This window comes from Streptococcus minor DSM 17118, assembly GCF_000377005.1.
Taxonomy (GTDB): domain Bacteria; phylum Bacillota; class Bacilli; order Lactobacillales; family Streptococcaceae; genus Streptococcus; species Streptococcus minor.
Window position 1 is genome coordinate 35279 of sequence record NZ_AQYB01000031.1, and the last position, 16491, is coordinate 51769.

Here is a 16491-nt window from a genome sequence, read left to right on the forward strand (position 1 = left end):
AAATAGTACGGAAAGACAAAAAAGGAGAATAGCCTTGGAATTAAACGTATTTGCAGGTCAAGAAAAAAGTGAATTGTCCATGATTGAAGTGGCGCGTGCTATCTTAGAAGAACGTGGCCGTGACAATGAAATGTACTTCAATGACTTGGTCAATGAAGTACAAAATTATCTTGAAAAATCGAACAGTGATATCCGTGCCTCTCTTCCGACATTCTATTCAGACTTGAACGTAGATGGTAGTTTTATCCCACTTGGAGAAAACAAGTGGGGCTTGCGCTCTTGGTATGCCATTGACGAGATTGATGAAGAAGTCATCACTCTAGAGGAAGATGATGAAGATGCACCAAAACGCAAGAAAAAACGTGTCAATGCCTTTATGGATGGAGATGAGGATGCGATTGACTATGGCCATGACGATCCAGAAGATGACAACTATGAGGCTCCTGAATCCCACTCGACTTATGACGAAGAAAATCCAGATGATGAAAAGGATGAAGTAGAGTCCTATGATTCAGAAATCAATGAGATTGTGCCAGATGATGAATTAGATGAAGAAGAAGTAGATTTAAATGAAGAAGATGAAGATTATTCTGACGATGAAGAGCATCTGGAAGAATAATTCATTTGATCAATTGCTTCACAAAGTTTAAAATACTGATCAGTCACCTCGCTTGAGGTCGGATAAGAAAGCTTCCTGATATCAGGAAGCTTCTTTTGTTTTTGAACACCCTTACAATTGTAGCTTTGGCATTGCCACCACTCTGAGTTTCATGTATCCTTTGTGACTCTAGCGATTGAAAATCAAGACTAAAATATAGTGTTTTTCTTATTTTTTTACTCTGTCAAACGTCAGAGACTCTGAAATAAATGATAAGTTTTAGAAAAAAACTGTTGACAAGGAACAGTTTACCATGCTATACTATTTCTTGTGTTAAGCGGAAATGGCGGAATTGGCAGACGCGCAGGACTAAGGATCCTGTGACCGCTTTAGGTCGTGGGGGTTCAAGTCCCCCTTTCCGCATCATCTAGACAGGCAGTTTGCCTGTCTTTTTTTGTATCTTTCTGAAAACGAATGTGAAAACTAACACAAAACTTATATTTCAGCTAGCATTTTATAGAGAAAAGTGGTAGAATATCAGTGTATGGGTTTATCCCTTAAAAAATATTAGGAGGCTATCACAATGCCATTAGTTTCAGCAGAAAAATTTGTCAAAGCAGCTCGTGAAAACGGCTATGCAGTTGGTGGATTTAACACAAATAACTTGGAGTGGACACAAGCTATCTTGCGTGCAGCGGAAAGCAAAAAAGCTCCTGTTCTTATTCAAACATCTATGGGAGCAGCTAAGTACATGGGTGGTTACAAGGTTGCCCGTAACTTGATTGCTAACTTGATTGAGTCTATGAACATCACTGTACCAGTAGCTATCCACCTTGACCATGGTCACTACGAAGATGCTCTTGAGTGTATCGAAGTAGGTTACACTTCTATCATGTTTGACGGTTCTCATCTTCCAGTTGAAGAAAACTTGGCTAAGGCTAAGGAAGTGGTTGAATTGGCTCACGCTAAAGGTGTTTCAGTTGAGGCTGAAGTTGGAACTATCGGTGGTGAGGAAGACGGTATCGTTGGTAAGGGTGAATTGGCACCAATCGAAGATGCAGTTGCTATGGTTGCGACTGGTATTGACTTCCTTGCAGCAGGTATTGGTAACATCCACGGTCCATACCCAGCAAACTGGGAAGGTCTTGACCTCGATCACTTGAAGAAATTGACTGAAGCTGTACCAGGCTTCCCAATCGTATTGCACGGTGGTTCAGGTATCCCTGATGAGCAAATTCAAGAAGCTATCCGTCTTGGTGTGGCAAAAGTAAACGTAAACACTGAGTGCCAAATCGCATTTGCAAATGCTACTCGTAAATTTGCTGCAGCTTATGAAGCAAACGAAGCAGAATACGACAAGAAGAAATTGTTCGATCCACGTAAATTCTTGGCTGACGGGGTAAAAGCTATCCAAGCATCAGTTGAAGAACGCATTGACGTATTTGGTTCAGCAAACAAAGCATAATTTCGCTTTTCATATCAAGAAAAAACCTAGCTTTGGCTAGGTTTTTTGTAATATTGTCATATATAGCTAAGAATCAACCAGAAGGGAAGTGAGGTGCATCACAAGTTGTTTCCAAAGTCGTTTTCTTTGCATAGGAGAAGATTCTATAGAAGCTAGATTAAAGGACTGCTATTTTTCCATATATCTTGTAACTACTTCGTTTTTCCGTTATAATGGGGGAGATCATTTTGAGAAATAATAGGTGACAGAGTGAAAGAAAGAAAACAGTATGGTTTAATGACGACTATCGCTATGATTGTGGGAGTCGTCATCGGTTCAGGTATTTACTTTAAAGTTGATGATATTTTGAATTATGCAGGGGGAAATGTTGGCTTGGGGATGCTCATTATTGTCCTTGGGTCTTTCGCCATTGTCTTTGGGAGTCTCTCTATTTCAGAGCTGGCAGTTCGACATTCAGATGCGGGTGGTATTTTTTATTACTATGCCCATTATATCCATCCTGGGTTAGCAACCTCTCTGGGCATCTTTGCTTCCTATGTGTATATGCCGACTGTCATTGCAGTGATTACTTGGGTGGGAGCAGTCTTTACACTGGGAGGACAGTCTAGTCTAGAAGCTCAAATCCTTTTGGCTGCCCTCTATCTCATTGTTCTGACCGTCTTAAATATCTACTCCAAGTGGTTAGCGGGACTTTTTCAATCCCTTTCTACCCTCATCAAGGTCGTTCCCTTATTGGCTATCGCCATCATTGGTTTTTTCTGGCAAAAAGATTTTCCAGCAACCCCTAATGTTACCCCTATCTCAGTCGGTTGGGGTTGGCTCTCTGGTTTGGTGCCTCTCTACTTTGCCTATGATGGTTGGACAGTGGTAACGAGTATTGCACCTGAGATTAAAAATCCTAAGAAAAACTTGGCCAGAGCTTTTATTTTTGCCCCTATGGTTATTTTAGCACTCTACCTTCTCTTTTTCTATGGATTGAATCAGATTTTGGGGCCAGATTATATCTTGATGGTTGGCAATGATGCTGTTGTTCATGCGATAGAGCTAATCTATGGAAAATTAGTTAGTAAAGTGCTTCTATTGGTTATTATTATCGCGGTTTTAGGGGTATCAAATGGCATGTTGCTTGCTACTATGCGGTTGCCTCAGGCCTTTGCCTCTTTGGGTTGGATTGAACAGTCTAAGTTTGCTAAGATTGACTTAAAATATCAGCTCTCCCTACCAGCCAGCTTCTCTGTTGCGGGAGTTACCTTATTTTGGTTAGGTGTCCATTATCTAGTTAGCAAGTTTAATCTTTTACCCGGTAGTGATATTAGTGAAATCACCATCGTTTTTAACAATTTATCCTTTGTCTTTTTGTATTGGATTGTCTTTATGCTTTATCGTAAAGGTGTCATTCAAAACAAACTAACAGGTCTTATTTCTCCCATATTGGCCACGGTGGCTGCAGTGGTTCTTTTAGTTGGTGGACTCTTGACCAATTTTAGAAATGTCTTCTTTTTCCTAGTCTTCTGCTTCTTTTTCTGCCTGATCGTCTTTTTATACTATCAGAAAAATCAGAGCAAGCAGAAGTCGAAGTAACACCCTTTAGGAAAAGATGAAAAAATAACTATCATTTCTATTGCCAAATGCCCCTGTTTCTGGTAGAATGTTTAAGTATGTGGTGCTAGCACATCCTTAAGAAACTACGTAGGAGGAAAACACAAATGGCTAAAGTATGTTACTTTACAGGTCGTAAGACTGTTTCAGGCAACAACCGTTCGCACGCTATGAACCAAACAAAACGTACCGTAAAACCAAACCTTCAAAAAGTTACTGTCTTGATTGATGGCAAACCGAAGAAAGTTTGGGCTTCAGCTCGTGCTCTAAAATCAGGCAAAGTTGAACGCGTTTAAGAAAAAGGCCCCTGGCTTTTTTTTTGTCTCTTTAGAAATAGAGAAAACAACAGGCTTTTTCTGTTGTGACAGCCTTCTTTTTTACATGGTCAGTAAAATATGATAAAATAGTGTGATAAAACTATTTGAGGTAACAAAACATGACTGTTAAAATCAATACAAAAGACGGCCAAATCGAATTAACTGATGATGTGATTGCGACTGTAGTTGGCGGTGCAACGACTGAAATCTTTGGTGTGGTTGGTATGGCTAGTAAAGCAGCTATTAAGGATAACTTCCAAGCTCTTTTGCGGAAAGAAAATTATTCTAAAGGTGTTGTAGTCAAAACAACCGAATCAGGCTCCATTGTGGTTGATGTCTATACTGTAATGAGCTATGGTGTAAAAATTTCTGAAGTATCGCGCAATATCCAAGAACGCGTGAAATTCAACTTGGAAAACCAATTGGGAATCACTGCAGAAACGGTTAATGTTTATATCCAAAATATCAAGGTCGTAGGAGAATAATGGTGTCTAAGATTACAACAAGTTTACTTCAGGAAATGGTGCAAGCAGCATCAACTCGTTTGAATAAACAAGCTGAATATGTTAACTCATTGAATGTATTCCCTGTTCCAGATGGGGATACCGGTACAAACATGGGCATGACCGTTACCAACGGTGCTAAGGAAGTGGCTGATAAACCTGCTAATACTGTGGGTGAAGTAGGACAAATCTTATCAAAGGGACTGCTCATGGGTGCTCGTGGGAATTCAGGTGTTATCACCTCTCAATTATTCCGCGGTTTTGGTCAATCAATTAAGAGCAAAGTTGAACTGGATGGTAAGGATTTAGCTCAAGCCTTCCAATCAGGTGTTGAAGTCGCCTACAAGGCGGTGATGAAGCCAGTTGAGGGTACAATCTTGACAGTTTCTCGTGGTGCAGCAACGGCTGCTCTGAAAAAAGCCGAGGAAACAGATGATGCGGTTGAAGTCATGCGTGCAACAGTAGAGGGTGCTAAGCGTGCTCTTGCTAAAACCCCGGACATGCTTCCAGTTCTAAAAGAAGTTGGTGTTGTGGACTCAGGTGGCCAAGGTTTGGTTTATATCTATGAAGGTTTCCTTTCAGCTTTAACAGGGGAGTACATCACTTCAGAAGACTTCCAAGCTACACCAGCTGTCATGAGTGAAATGATCAATGCTGAGCACCACAAGTCAGTAGCTGGTCATGTGGCAACAGAGGACATCACATTTGGTTACTGTACCGAAATCATGGTGGCACTTCGTCAAGGTCCAACCTATGTCAAGGACTTTGATTATGAAGAGTTTCGTAACTACCTCAATGACTTGGGAGATTCGCTCCTTGTGGTCAATGATGATGAGATTGTTAAAGTTCATGTCCATACTGAGGACCCAGGCTTGGTCATGCAGGCAGGTCTCCAATATGGTAGCCTGGTAAAGGTAAAAGTGGACAATATGCGTAACCAGCATGAAGCACAAGTAGAAAAAGAAGCGACAGGTTTCCAAAAACCAGCTGAACAGAAAGAATATGCTATCATCGCTGTTGCTGCTGGTGAAGGTCTGACGGAAATTTTGAAGGCTCAAGGTGTGGATTATGTCATCTCAGGTGGCCAAACCATGAATCCTGCAACAGAGGATTTCATCAAGGCTATCGAATTGGTCAATGCCCGCAACATCATCATTTTGCCAAACAATAAGAACATCTTTATGGCAGCCCAATCCGCAGCCGAAGTAGCTGAAGAAGCGGTGAAAGTCATCGAGACCCGCACTGTACCTCAAGGCTTAACTAGTCTGTTGGCCTTTGATGCTAGCAGAGATATCGACGCAAACTTTGCTGCTATGACAGCTTCTTTGTCCGATGTCAAGAGTGGCAGTGTGACTACTGCGGTCCGCGATACCACCATCGATGGTTTGGAAATTCATGAAAATGACAATCTCGGTATGGTTGATGGCAAGATTGTTGTCTCCAATCCAGATATGATGACTACCTTGGAAGCGACTTTTGGTCACATGTTGGACGAAGACAGCGAAATCGTAACCATCTATGTCGGAGAAGATGGAGATGAAGATTTGGCTCAGACCTTGGCTCAAAATCTGGAAGACCAATACGAAGATATCGAAGTGGAAATCCACCAAGGTGACCAACCAGTTTACCCATATCTCTTTAGTGTAGAATAAATTATAAAATCATAGAGAAACATAATGGTATGATTATGTTTCTTTTCTAATAGCAAAAGATTTCACTTGCTATATTTTGAAAATATGATATAATAGTTTCTTGTGAGTATCCCTCACTTACCCCTAGCAAGGACTAGGGGTCACTAGACCAAAAGGAGGAACAATCAATGGCTAAATACGAAATTCTTTATATTATTCGTCCAAACATTGAAGAAGAAGCTAAAAACGCTTTGGTAGCACGCTTTGACTCTATCTTGACTGACAACGGTGCCACTATCGTTGAATCAAAATCATGGGAAAAGCGTCGTCTTGCATACGAAATCAAAGATTTCCGTGAAGGACTTTACCACATCGTGAATGTTGAAGCAACTGACGCTGTCGCTCTCAATGAGTTTGACCGTTTGTCAAAAATCAACACTGACATTCTTCGTCACATGATTGTAAAAATCGAAGCGTAAGAAGGTGCCCTATGATTAACAATGTAGTACTTGTCGGTCGAATGACCCGTGATGCAGACCTTCGTTACACTCCAAGTAACCAAGCAGTTGCGACCTTTACTCTTGCAGTAAACCGCAATTTCAAAAATCAGGCTGGTGAGCGTGAAGCAGATTTCATTAATTGTGTCATCTGGCGCCAACAGGCTGAAAACTTGGCGAATTGGGCTAAAAAAGGGACCTTGGTTGGAATTACTGGTCGTATTCAGACGCGTAATTATGACAACCAGCAAGGTCAACGTGTTTATGTAACAGAAGTGATTGCCGAGAGTTTCCAAGTATTGGAAAGCCGTACTGCACGTGAAAGTCAGGGCGGTGGCTTTGCAAATGGTGGCCAATATTCAGCTGGGAACAGCTTTGGTTCAAGCCCGCAAGCACCGACAGTAGCACCAAACTTCGCTCGTGAGGAAAGTCCATTTGGTGGAAATCCGATGGATATTTCAGATGATGACCTACCATTCTAGGTCGACGAATAAAAAATATAGAGGAGAATAAACATGGCTCAACAACGTCGTGGCGGATTCAAACGCCGTAAAAAAGTTGATTATATCGCAGCTAACAAGATTGAATATGTTGATTACAAAGATACTGAACTTCTTAGCCGTTTCATCTCAGAACGTGGAAAAATTTTACCACGTCGTGTAACTGGAACATCAGCTAAGAACCAACGTAAGGTAACAACAGCTATCAAACGTGCTCGCGTAATGGCTTTGCTTCCATTTGTAACTGAAGATTAATTAAAAACAGCCCTACGGGCTGTTTTTTAGTGAAAAAGAAACCAGATTGGAATGTCAATCTGGTTTTTGTGTGATTAGCGAACAGGCTGCATGGCATTGCGGATATTGTACTTTTTCTTGAGGAGATAACGGATACCGAAGGCCACTGCGGCGATTAGAATGTTAGCAACTGGTGAGAGAACGGGGTTGATACTAGCTGGAATAAGGTTAGCTAAAAAGAAGATGGCTGACCAAGCTAGAGTTGCGAGCAATAGAACCAGAATAGCTTTCCAGATTTTTGGGCGTTGTTTGCCTTCGCCCATGTGGCGATAGACGAAGTGGTACATAAAGTAAATCCCTGCACCAACACCGAAGCCGACGATAATAAAGGTGACAAGACCATATTGGGAGCCTTGTGTGAAGAGGTTCATACCACCGTTTACAAATCCTAAGATAGCTAAAATCAGCAGGCTAGAATCGAGCCACATGAGCCAAGGGTTGTCATTTTCAGGCAGAGTATTGTTATTCTCTGCGACCGTTGTCTGGCTCGCTGCCCATTCAGTTGGTGCCCCGTATAGGCTCCGGGCCGTAACTCCTTTTTTTTGGGATTCAAGGATACTAGGGAGGATTTCCTCTAGGAGTGCTTTGATCTCCTCATCGCTTTTACCATCCTTTATGAGCTTGGTAGTGGCAATGTGGATGAATTCTTGGTTTTTTTTCGTAAGGTTTTCTAATTGCATAGGGAATAATCTCCTGAAATATTCCGTTGAAAACGGGTTTTAGAACCATTTTTTTCGGATGAAATAAAAGGTTAAGAAAAGACTGATGGCAAAGGCAACGAGAATAATCAACTCAAAGGCATGAGGATGATCATTAAAGGGGATGTTATTACCCTTGAAGTTCATTCCATAGGCCGAGAAAATCATGGTTGGAATGGATAGAACGATGGTCGCCAAGGCCAAGGTTTTCATAATGGTATTTTGGTTATTCGAAATGATTGAGGCATAGGCCTGGGTCATAGAATTCAAGATATTACCATAAATATCTGCCATTTCGATTGCCTGTTGGTTTTCAATCAAGGTATCTTCCAGTAAATCCTCGTCTTCTTCATACTTACGTAAGAGGCTAGAAGAACCTGCTAGTTTCTTGACGATACGCTCGTTCATCTTGAGGGAGGCCTTGAAATAAACGATAGTTTTTTCTAGCTCCATGAGGTCGATCAATTCTTCATTTCGTGTGGCCTCGTGGAGTCTTTTTTCAATATCCTCACTTTTACGGTCAATAATCCGTAGGGCACTCAAATATAGTTGGGCATTGCGGTAGAGAATTTGAAAGACAAACCGAGACCGCATGAAGGTATAAAAGTTGCGCAGGCGGTTGCTTCGAAAAAGCTCAAAGAGTGGTAATTCTTGCAAGCAGGTGGTAATGATGGTATTCTCTGTCAAGATGATACCAAGCGGGATAGTAACATAATAGGTCTCGTTGTTTCGATCTTCTAAGATAGGGACGTCGACAATGATAAGTTTGTAGTCATCTTCTACTACGATACGAGAAGATTCTTCCACATCGAGCGGTGCCCGCAGATCGGCGATGTCGATACCAAAATGTTCTGCTACTTCTATTGATTCGCTCTGGGAAGGGTTAACCAAGTTTATCCAACTTCCAGGTTCAAATGTTTGGATTTCTTCTAAGTCAGTTAGTGTAGAAAGAAAAATCTGTTTCATACCAACCCCTCCTTTACTTACTTTTTTGCTTTTAAGCGTACCTCTTATTATACCAGAAAGCGTTCTAAAGGAAAAGTTTTTTTTGAAGTATGGTATAATTGGGGTAGTCAAAATGTTGGGAGCAGCGGTGTTTAAAAAAGAAATCTGCTGCAAGAGACCAACTCAGATAGGATTTGAATATGAGTTGGAGTGATATCGAAAGAGGGATGGATTGTTTTTGGGAAATCGGATATTTTGCGGTTTGTTCAATGTTTTTCCTGTTTTTGGTAAGCTCTGGTTATTTTATGAGAGGATTTGAGTAGGTGTTAAAAGTCTTGGGAAAAGAATAGATTTTTGTGTGCTGCCACACACGATCCATCACTTCTTTTCTTTTTATTGTCTTAAGGCACCGGATAGTATTGTTATGCAAGATAAGATTGTCATCCATGGGGCTAGGGCCCATAATTTAAAAAATATTGATGTGACTATCCCACGTGATAAATTGGTCGTGGTGACGGGACTGTCAGGCTCTGGAAAGTCGTCTTTGGCTTTTGACACGCTTTATGCGGAAGGCCAGCGTCGTTATGTAGAGAGTCTATCTGCCTATGCTAGGCAATTTTTAGGCAATATGGAGAAACCGGATGTAGACTCTATTGAGGGTCTGAGTCCGGCGATTTCGATTGATCAAAAGACTACCTCGAAGAATCCACGCTCGACTGTGGGTACTGTAACGGAAATCAATGATTATCTCCGTCTGTTGTATGCTCGTGTTGGTACACCTTACTGTATCAATGGTCATGGTGCCATTACAGCTTCTTCGGTGGAGCAGATTGTCAATCAGGTGTTGGACTTGCCAGAACGGACGCGAATGCAGGTACTAGCCCCTATTATCCGTCGGAAGAAAGGACAGCACAAGACTATTTTTGATAAGGTACAAAAGGATGGTTATGTCCGGGTTCGGGTTGATGGGGAAATATTTGAGGTTTCGGAAGTTCCTGAGCTAGAAAAAAATAAGATGCACACCATCGAGATTGTAGTCGATCGACTCATCAATAAAGAGGGGATTCGTTCTCGTCTCTTTGATTCAGTTGAGGCCGCTTTGCGTCTGGCAGATGGTTATCTTGTTATTGATACCATGGATGGACAAGAATTGCTGTTTTCAGAGCATTATTCTTGTCCAGTTTGCGGATTTACAGTTCCTGAACTAGAACCTCGTCTCTTTTCTTTTAATGCTCCTTTTGGCTCCTGTTCTGACTGTGATGGTCTGGGGATGAAATTAGAAGTGGATTTGGATTTGGTAGTGCCAGATGGTAGTAAAAGTTTGAGCGAGGGTGCTTTAGTTCCTTGGAATCCCATTTCTTCTAATTATTACCCGCAGATGTTGGAGCAGGCTATGACTCATTTTGGCTTGGATATGAATAAGCCATTTGAAGATTTTTCCGAGGAAGAAAAGAATCTGATTCTGTATGGTTCTGATGGGGAAGAATTCCATTTCCACTATGAAAATGAGTTTGGCGGAGTACGTGACATTGATATTCCTTTTGAAGGGATTGTTAACAATATTCATCGTCGGTATAAAGAAACAGCTAGTGACTACACTCGTAATGCCATGCAGGCGTATATGAATGAGTTGACCTGTCAAACCTGTCGGGGCTATCGCCTCAATGATCAAGCCTTATCTGTCCGAGTCGGTGGTGAAGCAGGCCTTCATATCGGGCAAATCTCAGACTTGTCTATTGGGGATCATTTGGATGTTCTGAGTAAGCTCAAACTGTCAGCAAATGAAGATATCATCGCTAAGCCGATTCTAAAAGAAATTGGGGATCGTCTTTCCTTTCTCAATAATGTGGGACTCAATTACTTAACCCTTTCACGGGCCTCAGGGACCCTATCTGGCGGAGAAAGCCAACGGATTCGTTTGGCCACCCAGATTGGTTCCAACCTATCAGGGGTTCTTTATATTTTGGATGAGCCTTCGATTGGACTTCATCAGCGAGACAATGATCGGTTGATTGCAAGTTTGAAGAAGATGCGGGATTTGGGCAACACCCTGATTGTGGTTGAGCATGATGAGGATACTATGCGGGAGGCTGATTATCTGATTGATATGGGACCTGGTGCTGGGCATTTTGGTGGCGAAGTGGTGGCAGCAGGAACGCCTAGTCAGGTGGCTAAGAATAAGAAATCCATCACGGGTCAATATTTATCTGGCAAGCGAGAGATTCCCGTTCCCCTAGAGCGGCGGGTAGGGACTGGGCGTTTTATTGAAGTGGTTGGAGCTGAGGAGCATAATCTCAAAGATTTGACGGTACGTTTTCCACTAGGGAAATTTATTGCAGTGACTGGAGTATCAGGTTCAGGGAAGTCGACCTTGGTCAATGCTATTTTGAAAAAGGCCATCGCTCAGAAACTGAATCGTAATACAGAAAAGCCTGGTAAATTTAAAGAAATCCATGGTATTGAGCATCTAGATCGCTTGATTGATATCGATCAAAGTCCAATTGGACGTACTCCACGATCTAATCCAGCGACCTATACTGGAGTCTTTGATGATATTCGTGAGCTCTTTTCTAAAACCAACGAAGCAAAAGTTCGGGGATATAAGAAAGGGCGGTTCTCCTTTAATGTGAAAGGTGGACGCTGTGAAGCTTGTAGTGGTGATGGTATCATCAAGATTGAGATGCACTTTCTCCCAGATGTTTATGTTCCGTGTGAAATTTGTCATGGAACGCGCTACAATAGTGAGACGTTAGAGGTCCACTATAAGGAGAAGAATATAGCACAAGTTTTGGATATGACGGTCAATGATGCTTTGGAATTCTTCAAGCATATTCCGAAAATCGAGCGCAAGCTTCAGACGATTAAGGATGTGGGCTTGGGTTATGTCACTTTGGGTCAGCCAGCGACGACTTTATCAGGCGGGGAAGCCCAACGGATGAAGTTGGCTTCTGAGCTCCACAAACGCTCGACTGGTAAGTCTCTCTATATTTTGGATGAACCAACGACAGGTCTTCATACAGAGGACATCGCTCAACTTATCAAAGTGCTAGCTCGTTTTGTGGATGATGGCAATACCGTACTTGTGATTGAGCACAACTTGGATGTCATCAAGACAGCGGATTATATCATTGATTTAGGGCCAGAAGGGGGAGCTGGTGGTGGTACCATTGTTGCTGTCGGTACACCAGAACAAGTAGCAGAAAATCCAGCAAGCTTTACTGGCCAGTATTTGAAGAAAAAATTACTATAATTGAAGCTGTAATATGATTGAAAAGTTCTCAGTAGTTGCTGAGGGCTTTTAGATTTTCTGTTTACAATATCTGATTGCTCATTGTTAGATGAATAAACTTGTGATATACTAAGTACAAAAGAACAGAAACTTAGTACATAAGGAGAATCACATGAGAAAGCGCTTACTTTTTTCAGCCGTAGTTTTTTCTATGATGAGTTTTGTTGGAGGAGCTATTGCGTCGGCAACAACTTATTTAGAGACTGATAAAAATTATTACACTGATGCTCAGGTTACAAGGGGCTTTTTGGATCAGGAAATATCTGAAAGTATCATTGGACAGGAGAATTGGGAAAAATTTCAAGTAGCTGTTGCGAAGCAATTGGTGACCTATACTCCGGGAATGACCTTCAATCAGTATTATTTAGCAAATGGGATTTCTCCAGAAGATAACTTTCAAGTTTACCGTGGTGTCGGAATCAACGGAAGTCAAGATATATTATTGCCTTCTGGTGGTTATCTAAATTCAAATCCAAATCCTAAAGGTTTTACAGGGGTGGACTATATTACATATGTTGGTCCATCTCATGATCGCGGAGCTTATTGGGGCGACCGTACACTTGAAGATCCAATATTATTTTCTCGTTTGACCGTTGGACAGCCAAGTTTTGGTGTGTTTGATGGAACAAATAATCGTTTTCCAGTTCAAATTGGATATGGAGAACAGGCTACAGTCATGGATTATATGCTAGTGCCTGAAAATGATGTTGTGATTCCTGCGCGTTTCAATAGCAAACGGGATGATCTTTATTTGACAATGCGTAGTCGTGGATTATTTGGTGCTGACTTAAAAGGAGCCCAAGTTTTTCTGGATGTTACTCGAAAGGGAGAAACTGTCGTTGGATCTGGCACAAACCCGAAGTCTTATATTGATACGACCACAAAAGTATTAATGACGGATAAAACCTATGAACAAATGGGTTTGAGAGGTAAATTATTTAGTGCTACAGCCTACAGGACTGCAAACCGAGAATTGACAAAAATTGGAGTTGACCAATTTTCTTCGATCATTAATAAACATCTACAAGCGATTCAATCTGCCAGTGGAGCAAACACCATTGTTTCTGGGAATGGTGGTCAAATTCAACTAACTGGTTTTTACCGTCAGTCAAACCTTGACGATAACTATACTAGTTCTGCACAAGATCGCGAGGTAGACGCTCTTGATACTGTGAATGTTGTCTATTATATGTATACAGCAGGAGCGGATGTGACAGTTACAACTCCTCTTGCTTCAAATGGAAAACATCTCTATTCTTCAAATGAGTCTGTTTTTACCATTGAAACGACTCGTCCTTATTTTACCGATTTTGGAGACTTGTCATCCAATCTAACATCAACTACTGTTTTAGCTGATTTTGAAAAAACACTTGGTGCTCAGTCTTTCAAAGTGATAGATGCTGGTATCAAAAAAGATGGGGAATCGATAGGGGTTGATACCTCTCGTATTCGTATTCGAGTTAGTTTGAATGATGGTACCACCTACGAAGATAAGGCCTATACATTCGATGAATTAAAGGATGCATTTGTTTCTAAGGCGTTTCCAGTTGGAGAAGTGAAGTTAGTCTATACTTATGCAGCTCCAGACGCAAAAGAAGAAATTATCGGAAAATTACCTTCTGAGATTGAGGATAACCAAGGTGCTTATGCTGTTCCATTCGTTCGATTAGTTGAAATTGAAGCAGAGAGGTATGGCATACATTATCATTTTGAGTCCGCTGACGCTACATTGACCCTACCACAGGAAGTAATGTCTTTGTTACCGGTTGATAATCAAACTTATACACAAGGGCAAGAAATCACTTTGCAGCGACCAAGTGTTGAGACTGTGCATGTATCTAATGGAGACTGGGAATTTATTGGTTACCCATCTGATAAAGTTACGATAGGAGCTACTGATGCTCATATTACTGGGACATGGAGATTTCTTCCAACCATCCCAAAAGGCACTGTTATCATTCAGTTTGTGGATGAAGCTGGTAGCCTTCTGAAAACGGAGACCCCTTTAGATTTGACAGATGTTAATGCCGGTATACCATATGATGTAACAAATTTGGTAACAGATGAGATTGAAGTGAATGGAAAGACCTATACAAAAGTTGGTGTTAAAGAAGGAACACTGACAGGAAGTCTTGTAGCTGGTAATAATCTAATTGTTGTGACCTATAAAGAAAAGCCAGCGCCAGTCCCACCGACTATCAAAAGAGGAACGGTTATTCTTCAGTTTGTAGATGCAGCGGGTACGTTATTGAAGACAGAAATGCCAAGCCAATATACAAATGTAGAAGTAGACACTCCTTATGATATTACTGCCTTGGCAATAGATGAGGTTACCATCAATGGTAAAACCTATACAAAACAGTCACTAATTTCAGGTAGTTTAATTGGAACGATTGTAGAAGGTAATAATGTTATTGTGATTGCTTATCACGAAAAACCAGTTGTTACACCACCAGCTATTAAAAAAGGTTCAGTCACTGTACGATTTGTAGATACCAATGGTATTGAATTAAAGGTCGCAATTCCCGTTCAGGATGCTGTAGAGGGCACACCATATGACGTTTCGAACTTGGCAATAGATGAAATAAAGATTAATGGTAAAACTTATGTAAAAAAAGGTTTGAAGTCAGGTGCTGAAAAAGGAACAGTTGTCGCTGGAAATACAGACGTTGTTTTTGAATATATGGAGAAAAAGCCGACAACTCCACCAATAATTCCGCCAACAACCTCACAGTCAACAGTGCCTTCGGAGACTCCACCAGCCAGTTCTACTCCAAAAACGGTCGTTGTTAAACCGAGACAAGGCAATCAAGTATTACCTCGTACAGGGGAATCAAGTTCGATGATATGGTTGACGGTAGGATTGACCTTGCTAATAAGTTTATGGTTTCTACAATCTAAATCGAACAAAAAATCGTAACAAATCATTCTTGTGATGGGCTTCAAGAGAGAGTTTTCTCTCTCTTTTTTATTTTGAATTGAACGCTTTTCATGATAAAATAGACTTAGTTTATTTTCTGGAGGAAATCATGAGTAACTATTTAGCAAAACGTTTGGCGAAATTTGAAGCAGCCCTCGATGGGGCTGGTGTGGATGGGATTTTGGTTACCAATCTGACCAACATCTATTACCTGACTGGTTTTTCAGGTACTAGTGCTACTCTTTTTATTAGCAAAAAACGCCGTATTTTTGTGACCGATGCCCGTTACACTCTGATTGCAAAGAGTGTGGTCAAGGATTTTGATATTTTAGACAATAGGGATGCTTTGGGAGAAATTGCCAAGGTCATTGCAGATGATAAGTTGGCAACCATTGGCTTTGACAGTCAGGTGACCTATGGTTTTTATCAGCAACTTAGCCAAAACTTTGCAGATTATGAATTGAAGTCTCTAACAGGTTTTGTGGAGAAACTCCGCATGATAAAAGATGACAGTGAGATTGCCACTATTCGTCATGCTTGTTCTATCTCTGATAAGGCTTTTATTGATGTGTTGGATTTTATTAAGCCCGGTCAGACGACAGAGTTGCAGGTGGCCAACTTCCTTGATTTCCGGATGAGAGAATATGGAGCTTCGGGAGTATCTTTTGAAACTATCGCAGCTTCAGGTTATCGCTCTGCCATGCCCCATGGTGTAGCTAGTGATAAAGTAATCGAAACGGGTGAGAGTTTGACTCTGGACTTTGGTTGTTACTACAACCACTATGTGTCTGATATGACACGAACTGTCCATATCGGTCAAGTGACGGACCAAGAGCGGGAGATTTATGATGTGGTTCTGCGAGCCAACCAAGCATTGATTGAAAAGGCGAAGGCTGGTCTTTCCTTTGCAGATTTTGATGGCATCCCTCGCTCTGTCATTGCAGAGGCTGGATATGGGCCTCATTTTACCCATAGTATCGGCCACGGAATGGGATTGGATGTTCATGAAATTCCTTACTTTGGTCCAGCCAGCACAGGCCAATTGGAGGTTGGCATGGTGGTGACAGATGAGCCCGGTATCTACCTAGATAATCAATATGGTCTACGTATTGAAGATGACCTCTTGATTACAGAAACTGGATGTGAAGTCTTGACCTTGGCACCAAAAGAGTTGATTGTTCTGTAATAGAATACCTAAAAGAGAGAATTTAGTTTGTGCTAGATTCTCTTTCATT

General features: G+C 41.3%; 14 protein-coding genes and 1 tRNA gene. 13 read left to right on the forward strand and 2 right to left on the reverse strand.

The window, feature by feature from the left end; all coding sequences use genetic code 11:
* Positions 1-34: 34 nt before the first annotated feature.
* The 10 genes from rpoE (at position 35) to rpsR (ending at position 7365) form a co-directional block, all read left to right on the forward strand.
* A complete protein-coding gene (gene rpoE, locus F602_RS0104355) occupies positions 35-619 on the forward strand; it encodes a DNA-directed RNA polymerase subunit delta (protein WP_018166742.1) in 585 nt (194 codons plus the stop codon).
* 316 nt (positions 620-935) lie between these two features.
* A tRNA-Leu gene (locus F602_RS0104360) sits at positions 936-1021 on the forward strand.
* A 160-nt stretch (positions 1022-1181) separates the two neighbouring features.
* Positions 1182-2063, forward strand: coding sequence for a class II fructose-bisphosphate aldolase (locus tag F602_RS0104365; protein ID WP_018166743.1), 882 nt, complete (start codon positions 1182-1184; stop codon positions 2061-2063).
* Positions 2064-2339: 276 nt separating this feature from the next.
* The gene (locus F602_RS0104370; protein WP_051070662.1) at positions 2340-3644 is read left to right on the forward strand and encodes an APC family permease; all 1305 of its coding nucleotides are present in this window, start codon (positions 2340-2342) and stop codon (positions 3642-3644) included.
* A 125-nt stretch (positions 3645-3769) separates the two neighbouring features.
* The gene (rpmB, locus tag F602_RS0104375; RefSeq protein WP_018164578.1) at positions 3770-3958 is read left to right on the forward strand and encodes a 50S ribosomal protein L28; all 189 of its coding nucleotides are present in this window, start codon (positions 3770-3772) and stop codon (positions 3956-3958) included.
* Positions 3959-4098: 140 nt separating this feature from the next.
* Positions 4099-4464: an Asp23/Gls24 family envelope stress response protein gene (locus F602_RS0104380; protein WP_018166745.1), complete on the forward strand. Its 366-nt coding sequence runs from the start codon at positions 4099-4101 to the stop codon at positions 4462-4464.
* Positions 4465-4466: 2 nt separating this feature from the next.
* Positions 4467-6134: a DAK2 domain-containing protein gene (locus tag F602_RS0104385; protein ID WP_026183302.1), complete on the forward strand. Its 1668-nt coding sequence runs from the start codon at positions 4467-4469 to the stop codon at positions 6132-6134.
* A 167-nt stretch (positions 6135-6301) separates the two neighbouring features.
* A complete protein-coding gene (rpsF, locus tag F602_RS0104390; RefSeq protein ID WP_018166747.1) occupies positions 6302-6592 on the forward strand; it encodes a 30S ribosomal protein S6 in 291 nt (96 codons plus the stop codon).
* Positions 6593-6603: 11 nt separating this feature from the next.
* Positions 6604-7092 carry a single-stranded DNA-binding protein gene (locus tag F602_RS0104395; protein WP_018166748.1) on the forward strand — a complete coding sequence of 163 codons (489 nt, stop codon included), beginning with the start codon at positions 6604-6606 and terminating at the stop codon, positions 7090-7092.
* Positions 7093-7125: 33 nt separating this feature from the next.
* On the forward strand, positions 7126-7365 hold the full coding sequence (gene rpsR / locus F602_RS0104400; RefSeq protein ID WP_018166749.1) for a 30S ribosomal protein S18: 240 nt from the start codon (positions 7126-7128) through the stop codon (positions 7363-7365).
* 74 nt (positions 7366-7439) lie between these two features.
* On the opposite strand, the gene F602_RS0104405 is transcribed toward rpsR, so the two are convergent.
* Both F602_RS0104405 and F602_RS0104410 read right to left on the reverse strand, forming a co-directional pair.
* A complete protein-coding gene (locus F602_RS0104405) occupies positions 7440-8084 on the reverse strand; it encodes a DUF1129 domain-containing protein (RefSeq protein WP_018166750.1) in 645 nt (214 codons plus the stop codon).
* Positions 8085-8123: 39 nt separating this feature from the next.
* Positions 8124-9068: a magnesium transporter CorA family protein gene (locus F602_RS0104410; protein WP_018166751.1), complete on the reverse strand. Its 945-nt coding sequence runs from the start codon at positions 9066-9068 to the stop codon at positions 8124-8126.
* Positions 9069-9471: 403 nt separating this feature from the next.
* On the opposite strand from F602_RS0104410, the gene uvrA reads away from it, so the two are divergent.
* From uvrA to F602_RS0104430, 3 genes are all read left to right on the forward strand, one after another.
* A complete protein-coding gene (uvrA, locus tag F602_RS0104420) occupies positions 9472-12297 on the forward strand; it encodes an excinuclease ABC subunit UvrA (protein ID WP_018166753.1) in 2826 nt (941 codons plus the stop codon).
* A gap of 151 nt (positions 12298-12448) precedes the next feature.
* Positions 12449-15256, forward strand: a complete 2808-nt coding sequence (locus F602_RS0104425; protein ID WP_018166754.1) for an SHIRT domain-containing protein — start codon at positions 12449-12451, stop codon at positions 15254-15256.
* A 109-nt stretch (positions 15257-15365) separates the two neighbouring features.
* On the forward strand, positions 15366-16442 hold the full coding sequence (locus F602_RS0104430) for a M24 family metallopeptidase (RefSeq protein ID WP_018166755.1): 1077 nt from the start codon (positions 15366-15368) through the stop codon (positions 16440-16442).
* Positions 16443-16491 lie beyond the last annotated feature (49 nt).

Bases quoted from the DNA above. Each gene is read 5' to 3' on its own strand.
- F602_RS0104365 (WP_018166743.1), top strand. From the start codon at position 1,182: ATGCCATTAGTTTCAGCAGAAAAATTTGTCAAAGCAGCTCGTGAAAAC.
- rpsR (WP_018166749.1), top strand. From the start codon at position 7,126: ATGGCTCAACAACGTCGTGGCGGATTCAAACGCCGTAAAAAAGTTGAT.
- F602_RS0104405 (WP_018166750.1), bottom strand. From the start codon at position 8,084: ATGCAATTAGAAAACCTTACGAAAAAAAACCAAGAATTCATCCACATT.
- F602_RS0104370 (WP_051070662.1), top strand. From the start codon at position 2,340: ATGACGACTATCGCTATGATTGTGGGAGTCGTCATCGGTTCAGGTATT.
- F602_RS0104410 (WP_018166751.1), bottom strand. From the start codon at position 9,068: ATGAAACAGATTTTTCTTTCTACACTAACTGACTTAGAAGAAATCCAA.
- F602_RS0104395 (WP_018166748.1), top strand. From the start codon at position 6,604: ATGATTAACAATGTAGTACTTGTCGGTCGAATGACCCGTGATGCAGAC.
- F602_RS0104425 (WP_018166754.1), top strand. From the start codon at position 12,449: ATGAGAAAGCGCTTACTTTTTTCAGCCGTAGTTTTTTCTATGATGAGT.
- F602_RS0104380 (WP_018166745.1), top strand. From the start codon at position 4,099: ATGACTGTTAAAATCAATACAAAAGACGGCCAAATCGAATTAACTGAT.
- rpsF (WP_018166747.1), top strand. From the start codon at position 6,302: ATGGCTAAATACGAAATTCTTTATATTATTCGTCCAAACATTGAAGAA.
- uvrA (WP_018166753.1), top strand. From the start codon at position 9,472: ATGCAAGATAAGATTGTCATCCATGGGGCTAGGGCCCATAATTTAAAA.
- rpmB (WP_018164578.1), top strand. From the start codon at position 3,770: ATGGCTAAAGTATGTTACTTTACAGGTCGTAAGACTGTTTCAGGCAAC.
- F602_RS0104430 (WP_018166755.1), top strand. From the start codon at position 15,366: ATGAGTAACTATTTAGCAAAACGTTTGGCGAAATTTGAAGCAGCCCTC.